Origin of the sequence: Sulfurimonas sp. (genome assembly GCF_032250635.1) — a bacterium.
Taxonomy (GTDB): Bacteria; Campylobacterota; Campylobacteria; order Campylobacterales; family Sulfurimonadaceae; genus Sulfurimonas.
Genome location: NZ_JAVVFL010000055.1, coordinates 1 through 10,872 on the forward strand (window position 1 = coordinate 1; position 10,872 = coordinate 10,872).

10 protein-coding genes are annotated in these 10,872 nt (G+C 40.1%); 2 read left to right on the forward strand and 8 right to left on the reverse strand.

Features of this window, described 5'->3' with window-relative positions:
- The 3 genes from lpxD to RQ763_RS04890 all read right to left on the reverse strand — a co-directional run.
- The coding region (gene lpxD, locus RQ763_RS04880) for a UDP-3-O-(3-hydroxymyristoyl)glucosamine N-acyltransferase (protein ID WP_314151528.1) at positions 1-804 on the reverse strand (804 nt) is incomplete at its 3' end.
- Positions 805-809: 5 nt separating this feature from the next.
- Entirely contained in the window at positions 810-1,283 is a 474-nt protein-coding gene (ilvN, locus tag RQ763_RS04885) for an acetolactate synthase small subunit (protein ID WP_314151530.1), read from the reverse strand.
- The gene (locus RQ763_RS04890; protein WP_314151531.1) at positions 1,283-2,980 is read right to left on the reverse strand and encodes an acetolactate synthase large subunit; all 1,698 of its coding nucleotides are present in this window, start codon (positions 2,978-2,980) and stop codon (positions 1,283-1,285) included. Before RQ763_RS04890 ends, ilvN begins: the two co-directional genes overlap by 1 nt.
- 240 nt (positions 2,981-3,220) lie before the next feature.
- Between RQ763_RS04890 and RQ763_RS04895 the strand changes: the two genes are divergently transcribed.
- Positions 3,221-4,471: a hypothetical protein gene (locus RQ763_RS04895; protein ID WP_314151532.1), complete on the forward strand. Its 1,251-nt coding sequence runs from the start codon at positions 3,221-3,223 to the stop codon at positions 4,469-4,471.
- Between the two features lie 81 nt (positions 4,472-4,552).
- Here the strand turns inward: RQ763_RS04895 and RQ763_RS04900 are convergent, their stop codons facing one another.
- The 4 genes from RQ763_RS04900 to RQ763_RS04915 all read right to left on the reverse strand — a co-directional run bounded on the left by RQ763_RS04900 (position 4,553) and on the right by RQ763_RS04915 (position 8,670).
- The gene (locus tag RQ763_RS04900; RefSeq protein ID WP_294929300.1) at positions 4,553-4,687 is read right to left on the reverse strand and encodes a hypothetical protein; all 135 of its coding nucleotides are present in this window, start codon (positions 4,685-4,687) and stop codon (positions 4,553-4,555) included.
- 211 nt (positions 4,688-4,898) lie between these two features.
- Positions 4,899-7,022, reverse strand: a complete 2,124-nt coding sequence (locus RQ763_RS04905; protein WP_314151534.1) for a hypothetical protein — start codon at positions 7,020-7,022, stop codon at positions 4,899-4,901.
- 7 nt (positions 7,023-7,029) lie between these two features.
- Positions 7,030-8,232, reverse strand: a complete 1,203-nt coding sequence (ilvA, locus tag RQ763_RS04910; RefSeq protein ID WP_314151535.1) for a threonine ammonia-lyase — start codon at positions 8,230-8,232, stop codon at positions 7,030-7,032.
- A complete protein-coding gene (locus RQ763_RS04915) occupies positions 8,233-8,670 on the reverse strand; it encodes a CoA-binding protein (protein WP_314151536.1) in 438 nt (145 codons plus the stop codon).
- Between the two features lie 108 nt (positions 8,671-8,778).
- Here RQ763_RS04915 and RQ763_RS04920 point away from each other — a divergent pair, with 108 nt between their 5' ends.
- Positions 8,779-9,963: an MFS transporter gene (locus tag RQ763_RS04920; RefSeq protein WP_314151538.1), complete on the forward strand. Its 1,185-nt coding sequence runs from the start codon at positions 8,779-8,781 to the stop codon at positions 9,961-9,963.
- On the opposite strand, the gene RQ763_RS04925 is transcribed toward RQ763_RS04920, so the two are convergent.
- Positions 9,939-10,697: a TIGR02757 family protein gene (locus tag RQ763_RS04925; protein WP_314151539.1), complete on the reverse strand. Its 759-nt coding sequence runs from the start codon at positions 10,695-10,697 to the stop codon at positions 9,939-9,941. The two genes, RQ763_RS04920 and RQ763_RS04925, sit on opposite strands and share 25 nt — an antisense overlap.
- Positions 10,698-10,872 lie beyond the last annotated feature (175 nt).

Sequence of the window (10,872 nt, forward strand, 5' to 3'; positions counted from 1 at the left end):
GAGATGATCACTAAAAGCACTCTGCCCGCTTACAACGCAATTTCTTCCAAGCTTCGTAGAGCCGCCGACCCCCGTCTGTGCCACAAAAAGAGAGTGCTCCCCGATGTCACAGTTATGCGCGATATGGATAAAATTATCAAGCTTTACTCCGCGTCTGATGATTGTAGAGTTAAAAACGGCTCTGTCTATCGCGCAATTTGCGCCAATCTCTACATCATCTTCTATTATAACATTTCCGTTTTGATATATCTTTATATGTTCGCCTGTTTTTGTATGAGAAAAACCAAATCCGTCAGCCCCTATGACCGTTCCTGCATGGATAATGCAGTTGCTTCCAACAACACAGTCTCTATAGATGGTAACATTTGGATATATAAGGGTATTGTCTCCGATTGTAACATTTGTACCTATATAAGCGCCTGCCATTACAGTGACATTTGAGCCGACTACTGCACCCTTCTCAATCCTAGCCAGAGAGTCTATATAACACTCTTCGCCTATAACCGCATCGCTAAGCTGTAGCTCAATAGGTTTTTTATGAAAAAGTTTAGTAGCCTCTGCCATAGAGATAGAGACATCCTCGCAAACAATATAAGAAGAGTCAAGAGGAAGATACTCTATTAATGAATTTGTTATTAAGAAGGCTTTTGCTTTGGAGGAGTTTAACTCGTTTGCATATTTTTTATGAACAGCAAATGCCAGTTGAAGGGGCGAAGAGAGAGATAACTCATTCATGGAATCTATCTCTACATCTCTTCCGATAAACTCAAGTTTTAGATGTGAAGCAACATCACTAAAAAACACTTAACCTATCTCTCTAGTGCTACGGCACCGCTTCTTACAATCTCTTTTGGGTTGTATTTGTTGATAATTTTCAAGAAGTTATCAACCCTTTTTGGCTCATCTGCTACCATTGCTATAATAACGTTATCTCCAACATTAACAATCTTTCCATTATATGCACTACAAAGAGTTGCAATATCGGTAATATTTTCAGATGCAGGAAATTTAATGAGTGCCATCTCTTTTTCAACCAAGTCAGCGTGTTCATAAACTTTTAAAACAGGTATAAGTTTATGAAGCTGCTTTGTAATCTGCTCTATAACTCTAACCGAGCCTGATGTAACGATAGTCAAACGAGAGTATTTGCTCTCCGGAATTGGAGCTACAGTTAGCGACGTAATGTTATATCCGCGTCCCGAGAAAAGGTCTGTAATACGAGACAATACACTTGCTTCATTTACAACAATAACAGAGATAACTCTTCTTTCACTTTTCTCCATTATTTTTTCTCCTTTTTCTCTAATAGCATCATGTTGAAGAGTGAGCCACCTGATGGCACCATTGGCATAACATTCTCAAGTCTCTCAACCACAACATCTATAAAAGTAACTATATTTTTCTCGATAGCATCTTTAAGTGCAGCGTCAAACTCATCTTTAGTCGTAACTCTATACCCTATTCCGCCGAATGCCTCTGCAAGCTTTACGAAATCAGGCTGAACACTCAAGTCAGTCTCGCTGTGTCTCTTATCATAAAACAGCGTCTGCCACTGACGAACCATTCCAAGATAGTTGTTGTTTAGTATGATGTTGATAACTGGCAGCTTTTTCTCAACAGCCGTCATAAGCTCCTGACAATTCATAAGAATTGAACCATCTCCCGTAATATTTATGCTTATCTTATCCGGAGATGCTGCTTTTACACCCATGGCAGCAGGAAAACCAAAGCCCATTGTTCCAAGTCCACCCGAGCTTATCCATTGACGAGGGCGCGTAAAAGGATAAAACTGTGCAGTCCACATCTGATGCTGTCCAACATCAGTTGATATGTTTGCATCATCGCCCAAAAGTTCGCCTACTCTTTGTATAACCCATTGCGGCTTCAACCTGTCCGTGTCTTCATGATAAGTCAGAGGATGCAGCGTATCAAAGTTTTTAATCGTATCTCTCCACGATGCGTACTTAATAGGATTGATATTGCTAGAGAGTCTTAACATCTCCTCAACAACATTTTTAACATCACCTACTATCGGGTAGTCTGCATTTACAAGTTTTGAGATACTCGCAGGGTCGATATCAACGTGAATAACACCTGCATTTTTAGCAAACTCGGAGAGTTTTCCCGTTACACGGTCATCAAATCTAGCACCCAAACCTATAACTAAATCGGTCTCGCTCATAGCCATATTTGCAGCATATGAGCCATGCATGCCAAGCATTGAGATTAAGTACTCATCATCATGGCTAAGAGTGCCTCTTGCCATAAATGTCTCAACGGCAGGAATTCCGGTTGCATGAACCAAATCTCTTACCTCATAAGCCGCATTCGAGTTTATAATACCTCCGCCTAGATAAAAGAGAGGTCTTTTTGCTTTTGCAATCGCCTCCATAGCCTTTTTAATCTGACGAGGGTTTCCCTTTGTATGAGGCTTGTAAGTCTCTAAATCCAGCTCAATCGAGTAGTCGAAGTTTGCTATCTGAGCGGTTACATCCTTTGGAATATCGACATGAACAGGACCAGGACGACCACTAGAAGCGATATAGAAAGCCTCTTTAAGTATACGCGGAAGCTCTGTTGCATCAGTTACTAAATAGTTATGCTTTGTGCATGAGCGGCTTATTCCAACAGCGTCAATCTCCTGGAATGCATCAGTACCGATAAGACTCATAGGAACCTGACCGCTTATTACTACTATTGGAATAGAATCCATATATGCATCAGCAAGTCCTGTTACTGCATTTGTAAAACCGGGACCGCTTGTAATCATTGCAACACCGACTTTTCCGCTGGCTTTTGAATACCCTTCTGCAGCATGGACAGCAGCTTGCTCATGTCTAGTCAAAATATGTTCAAATTTATCTTGCTTATAAATCTCATCATAGATATTCATAATTGCTCCGCCGGGATAGCCAAAAACTGTATCCACGCCCTCTGCAATTAAAGCTTCAATGACCATCTGCGCGCCGCTTATCTGCATAAAAGTCTCCTGTATTAAAAAATTCGCCAATTATATATAAAATGAGCTATATCAGAGTTTAAATGTATAACATAAAAAAATCACTCAGTATTTTGTTGCTCTATTTTAATTTTGTGATAAAATAATAACAAAATTAACATCTTAAAACAAAAATGTAAAGATATTGTAAAGACTTTGTCAAATAAAAATTGACACTATGCTTTTATAATTTTAATATCTAAATTATGACAAGGATTTGAAATGAGAATATCAAAAACGACAGCTCCGTTTCTAGCGTTACTGTTAGCGACGTCTGCATACGCTGTGGAGAATGTAAAAGTAACAGGGGGAGCAAAATACTGGTACCAGACAACTGCTGTAGAAGATGCTGCAAACAATGATATGTTCCAACAAAAAACAAGCGTTGGGGTTGCTGCTGTTGAATTGGGAGTAAGTGCTGATCTATACGAAGGCTTAAAGGGGAAAGCAAGCGTTATAGGAGTTGACAGCCTTGGACTTGAGCAGAGTTTTGTAAAAGATATCTCATCTGCCGGTGCAGGATGGGAAAGTGACAACGGTTACTACAGAACACAAATCTGGGTAAGCGAAGCAAATCTTGATTATAAAATATCAAATACATCTGTAATTGTAGGTCGTCAAGCGCTTAATACACCACTACTCTTTACAGAGAGATGGAATGCTTCATATAATACATTTGATGCTGCAGTGGTTATGAACAGCGATATTCCATATACAACACTTGTCGCTGGATATGTTCATCAGCACAACGGTGGTTCAAGTGCCGGAAACGCTACAGCTACAGGTTTTCCTAGTACTACAATGCATAATGGCGAGTTCTACGGTTTTGGTAGCACTTATAACTCCACAACAGACACAATGACAGACGGTGATAAAAGAGCATACGCATTCGGCGCAATAATAAAGCCTCCTGTTGATAACTTAGCGGTAAGTCTATGGTACTACAACGTAAACTCTTTATTTACCGCATACTGGGCAGATGCAGAATACAAAAAATCAGGACTTTTTTTCGGAATTCAAAATGCGGGGATAAATTTAACAAATTCAAGTGTTGATGATGCTATGGTTACAGCTGCAAAAATCGGATATAGTGCCGGAAAATTCAGTGCAGATGTTTCTTGTTCTACAACCTCAAAGGGCGAAGCAGGTACGGCGACAATCGCAAATGCCGCAACAGGCGACAAGTCTAAAGTTTATACGCAGTCGGTTTTTCAAGACGGTGCTTTTGTTGGAACACGTAACACAGATGCTGTAAGAGCTGCAGGAAGTTACCAGTTTGATGCTTTAAAACTTACGGCTTCACTACAAAATATAGATCAGACTTCAAGCGAAGGAACGGAATTTGACCTCATTGCATCTGCAAAAGTGGGCAAGTATGTAAATTTAACGGGAATATATGTCCATCAAGATATTGATGCAGCAACAGACAAAAAAGTTGACGCTATCCGTCTAATTGCTGCCGTTAAGTTTTAGGAAAAATCATGTTTAATGCTCTGACTCTAAAAGTTTCTCTCCTACGATCAACTTAAAGAGTCGGTGCATATGCAAATCTTGCTAGTACAAGATGCCTTTATCAGGGTGAGGTTGCTCACCTCTGATAACAGACTTGTCATCACTGGCAGTTTGAGTTGCACTTAGGGCAATAGCCATACTCATCATCACAAAAATCATAGAAACAACTTTTTTCATAGGCAAACTCCTTTGTCATAAAATTTGCACTTATATAATCAATCATGGTATGAAGATGATTAAAAATACAAATGTGATAAAATCATAACAAGTTAAAGAGTCTTTTTGTCCCCTTTAGCCAATAAATTAAAAAAACTTATTCAACTTGTTCAAATCGTAACACTTTTTATTATAAGCTTCCTTATAACTATTTATAATATTGTTGTTTTATTCACAAGATTGAATTAACTATCATAGAGGGTCTCCAGTTCTGAATAGAACCTTGTTTTTGAGAGTTTAGATTCATCTTGCTCTGTGGAAACTTTCCTTTAAAATCCTCAAAATAGCCCTCTATGCGCTTAGTTAAGCCGTAATATAGCATGTAATTTTTTATCCCGTTTTCTATACTTTTTTGGTCTCTCTCTTCATCAAGAGCTCTGTAGAGTTGAACAATATGGGCCTTTGAAAAAACATCTGCTATCTCTTGGCTTTTTGATTTTATATTCATATACTTTGCCAAAATTCTCTTTGCTCCCTCTATGTCCGCATAAAGAGCAATATCACTGGCTTTTTCAAAATCTTCTTCCCACTGTGTCTGGAGCATTTTTCCATTATTGCTCTCTTTTAGCTCCTCAAACTCATCCATAATAGTATACGCAAGAGTGCTGTCTCCCTCTTTTAGAGCAGTGAAAAACTTTCTCTCTGCCTCAATTTTTTCTATACTTTCCTTCGCTTCATCTCTAAAGTCATCAAAGTCAAGCAAAACACGAAAAATTTTAAGAGCTGAGTTTGCATCACCGTTTCCAAGCATTACCTGTGCTTTTATATAGAGATTGTCTGAGTAGTTTACAAGGGCCCTATATTCCGGATACTCTTTTAAAACCTCTGCCTGCTTTACAATTTCAAAAGCAAGTTTAAATTTTCTTTGCGTTATTGCTTCTTTAAATCTTTTGTACGCGTTGATATTTTGTGTAAGTTCTTGAATCAGAAGCGTTTTTTCACTTATTCCTCTGTACGGAGCCAATATCTCCTGAACTTTGTGGCTCAATTTCTGATCAAGCATATACTTTTTTGAAAGAGCAAAATCCTTCTCCCACTCAGCCTCCATCGACTTATAAACCTTCGTCTCTTTGTAAAGTGGATGAAGATTTACCAGAGCGTATGCAAGAGATAGTCTGTTTGCTTTTACATATGCGAGGAACTTCTCATACTCAGAGTACTCAGACATAAGCTTTTGCATCTGCTGTTTCTTAGATGCAATAACCAAAAAATCTTTAAACAGCCCCTCTGCCTTGACTTTTTCGCAGTTTTCTAAAAGCAGTTTTGCTCTTTGGATTGTTTTCTCCCAAAGTATTTCAAATGTTTTGTATGGTTTTGTATATACCAAAAGCGGATTCTCTTTTATGCAGCTTGAGAGATTGGCATACTTTTTTTGCTCAAACAGTTCTCGCAAATGCCCCTCTTGCTCAAAAATATTGTAAATAAGAAGCTCGCCGTTTGCACTTGCTACAATCAGCTCTTCTCTCTTCTCATTAAAGTTTAAAGAGGTAATAGCATCGGAGAGTTTTATATACTTTTTTGAGATCTGTTCATAATTTTCTAAATCATATACAAGAATATATCCGAGTTTTGTACCTAAAAAAAGAAATCTACTCTTGCTTGCCTCGCAGAGAGATATAACCTCGTCATGTATGCCTTTTAACCTTGCAATAACTTTTGCGCTCTTTGCATCCCAGACTATTGCGCCGCTCTTTTTATCGAGACTAAAAAGCCTTCCATCCCCTAGAAAATGAAGCTTTATAACTGCAGATGAGTGGGCTTTTAACTTGCCTTGCGGAGTCATCATAGCCAAGTTGTACAGGGAGATGTTTTTATCATAACCGGAAGTTGCCACCCACTTAGCGTCCTCTGTAAAAGCTATGTCGGTTACAAAATCTTTATGTGGCGGAAGCGTAAAAGCAAGCTGGGTACTCTTTATATCTATACCGTATATTATGCCGTCATCACCGCATGAAAACATATATTTTCCATTCGGATCGATTGCGACACATGAGACCTCGCCCTGATGTCTATCCATCGTAGTAAGAAGTTTTTTTCCTTTTGTTTCAAAGAGCATAGATTTTTTATACTCTTTGTCAATTAAAGCAAAATATTCTCCATCAGGACTAAACGAAACTACCTTTGAGCCCTGTCTTGTATGCACAACATCAACTTTCAGTTCATCCATAAGACTTAAACTCTCTATATCCAAATACCTTATAGTCGTACGCGCATCAACCGCCAAAAGCGTTTTAGCATCCAAGATCTGTGTATATATTATCGCTTCGCTAAAACTACTTTTTTTTATGGGTTTCATTCTAGGCTTAATCTCTTATATAATTTTCTTCTTTTAGCACTTTATATATCATACTTTGGTGCTCTTCTCCCTTTGTCTCAACATGAACCGTTACATTTGCATCGCCGTAATCAAGCGAGATGGAGGTTCTGTCGTATGCAATATGCACTATGTTCGCGTTAAGCTCTTGAAGTATCTGCGTAAAACGCATCAATGAACCAGGTTTGTCAACCAAAGTGACCGTCAACTTCATTTTTCTGCCTGATTTTAAGAGACCCTTCTCAATGATGACTGAGAGCAGTGTTACGTCCATGTTTCCGCCGCTGAGCACTAGTGCTACTTTTTTACCCCTTAAATGCTCTAGTTTACCATGCAAAAGTGCGGCAACACCTACGGCTCCAGCGCCCTCCACAACAAGCTTTTGCTTCTCAAGCAAGAAGAGAATCGCGCTTGCTATCTCCTCATCGTCTACGCTTATAAATCTATCGACGCTCTCCAGCATATAACCAAGAGTAATCGGCGAGGTGTCACGAACCGCAATCCCGTCCGCGATTGTTCTCACACTAAGCGAGTCTACGGCAGTTTTCAACTCGTAAGAATTTTTGAGCGCCGGCGCACCTTTCGCGCTTACCCCGATAACTTCTATATTGGGATTTACGCTCTTGATGGCAGCGGCCATGCCCGATATAAGCCCGCCACCGCCAACAGGTATAACCACAGCATCCAAATCCTGACACTTATCTAAAATATCAAGGGCTAGGGTTCCCTGACCTGCAATAACCTCTTCATCTTCAAAAGGATGAATAAAAGTCAGAGAGTTTTTCTTGCCATGTTCAAGCGCGTAAGCATACGCTTCATCGTAGTTTGTTCCATGCAAAATAACCTCTGCACCGTAATTTTTTACGCCGTTTATCTTTGTAAGCGGTGTTGATTCAGGCATTACAATAACTGCTTTAATGCCAAACATGGAAGCAGAAAGTGCAACCCCCTGCGCGTGATTGCCGGCACTTGCCGCTATAACGCCGCACTCTTTTTGCGCATCACTGAGCGTTGCTATTTTGTTGTACGCGCCTCTGATTTTAAATGCACCGGTTACTTGAAGATTCTCTTTTTTCAGATAAACCTGACATCCAGAATTTTCGCTAAGATGCGGAGCGTATGAAAATGGCGTATCTACGACAACATCTTTTATACGCTCTCTGGCTTCGTAGATTTTCTTTACATCAAACAACTACGCCTCCTCTCTCAAAACTCTATGCTCTACCATTGTGCACATATTTTGAACCACTCTCATGCCAGCCGCCTTAGCACGAGCCGCAGCTTCATTGTTGACTATATCTTTTTGCGCCCAAAAAACTTTCACATCGCCTCTTTGTATACATGCTTCTGCCACATTATCAAGCTCTTTTGGCTTTCTAAAGATATCTACCATATCAATAGCAAAAGGCACCTCTGAAAGTGAGCGGTAGACCTTCTCGCCTAAAATTGTCTCCTCTTTTGGATAGATTGGGACGATTTTATACCCCTGCTCTTTTAAGTATTTTGCCACTCTATGACTCACTTTTGACTCATCGGGAGAGAGCCCGATAACTGCTATTGTCTTAGTTATATCAAAAATTTCTTTTATCTCTTGTTTGTTTGAATTTACTGTAGGGATTTCGCACTCCATGGAGCATCCTTTTAAAAAAATAGTTATGGATTATAGCCAAAATAGCTATAATCAACAAATTGATAATTTTTGTATAATAGTAAAAAATTTAACACAGCAAAAAAGAGCATGAAAAAAGCACCATTAAATAGAAACATTGTCGGACTCGGAGCCAACAGCTTTTTTACGGATTTTTCCACAGAGATGATTCTTCCTCTGCTGCCTCTGTTTTTGGAGCGTTTTTTACATGCAACAAAAACACAAATCGGCATAATCGAGGGTCTTGCTGAACTCTCAGTGGCTCTGCTTATCGCACTCTCAGGCTTCTACTCAGATAGGCTCGGACGAAGAAAAGGTATCGTCGTCTTTGGCTATGGTCTCTCAAACCTCATAAAACCTCTTGCTTTTTTTGCCCAAAGTGCGACCATGATTATGACTATCCGAATAGGCGACCGACTTGCAAAAGGTATTCGTGTCGCCCCAAGAGACGCTCTTATCAGCGCCTCTACGCCAAAAGGCTCAAGCGGTTTTGTGTTTGGATTTCATAAAATGATGGACGGCGCGGGCGCACTGGTCGGCTCGTTGAGTGCCTTTGCTCTTTTGTGGTGGCTCGGAGAGAGCGAAACGACCTTTCGCACCATCTTTGCTCTTAGCATTATTCCGGGGCTTATCTCCATGGCAATTCTCATCTTTATAATCACAGATGTTCCCTTTACTCCCTCCCCCGCAAAACGTTTTCGCCCTAGCGCGCTTCCGGCGCAGTTCTACTGGCTGGTGGGATTTCAAACACTCTTTAGTTTGGTTGCGATGAACTACTCATTTATGATATTAAAAGCGGGAGACAACGGACTCTCTCTTGCGATAATCCCTCTTGCATACGCTCTCTACAATCTTACGCAGTCCTTTTTTGCAATCCCCATAGGCAAATTTGCCGACAAATTCGGCAAAGCGGCTCTGCTCTCCTTTGTCTATATGGCTTTTGGCTTGGGAGCAATCGCAATGTCTAGCGGGAGCGTCCTCGGAGTTTGGCTAGGTTTTGCCATATATGGATTTTTTGCTGGAGGGTTTAACTCCTTGGCAAAAGCCATCATCTCAGACACCGCGCCATATGATTTAAAAGCGACCGCGTATGGAGTTTACTACACTTCAGTCGGCATTGCGACACTAATATCTCTAAGTGCTGCAGGATGGATATGGGACAGCTATGGAAGCACTCTTTTGTTTCTTATTGCCTCCATCTCCGCCGTTGTTTTGGCATTTGCTCTTTTTATAATGAGAGAAAAATTCTCTCACACAAGCGACAACTTCTCCTGACCGATGCGGTAGAGTGCAAAATCGTACTTTAGCGGGTCATTATAATCAAACTCTTTTAGTTTGGCTGTAAGCTCTATCGCGGCTTGTAAATCGTAGCTTTTTCTATCCAAAAGCCCCAGCTTTTTCGAAACGTTAAAAGTGTGGGTATCAAGCGGAATAATAAGATCGCTTTTATCGACCCCGCTCCACAAACCCATGTCTATGTTATCCTCTCTTACCATCCAGCGCAAGTACATCATCCACCGCTTCAATGCCCCTGCTCCCTTTGTTTTTAGAGTAACTTGAGAGATTAAAAAGTTATACCCCATGGATGAGTGTGGGTAAATATCTTGCAGAGCTTTTATAAGAGTGTTTATGCCCTCTATCGTGCTTCTGTTTTTAAGATATCCGCTTTTAAAGACCTCTTCCAATATGCCCTTTTCGCCTAAGCGTTTTAGTGCGATAAAAAGAGCCGCCACATCTTCGGACTTTTGAAATCTATAGTAGTGGTTTTTAAGCCCCTCGCGTATCTCATCATCACTTTTTTGCAGAAGCGAAAAGTCAAGAGAGTTTAAAAACTTTACTATCTGTTTGACGTTTCCGTAGGCAAAAAGAGCGCAAATAAGCGCAATAGTCGGGTCTTTGTAACGATGTGCAACCATGATAGGGTCTAACCGCTCTTCACAAATCTCGCCCTCACAGTTGCGCTTCTCAACTTCTAAATCTAGGAGTTTTTTAATATCTATATCGTTCATTTCTCAAACCTTAAAAACATCATTTTTTTAAGCGTATGCTATCACAAAATATCAACAAGTTTTATAATTTATTTCAATCTGCCCAAAATCTCCAAAGCCTCCATCTCAAACTTAGAAAATGCAAACCACTTTTTGCCCAAATCTTTCAAGCTTGCTCCGATGTGATATATCTCTT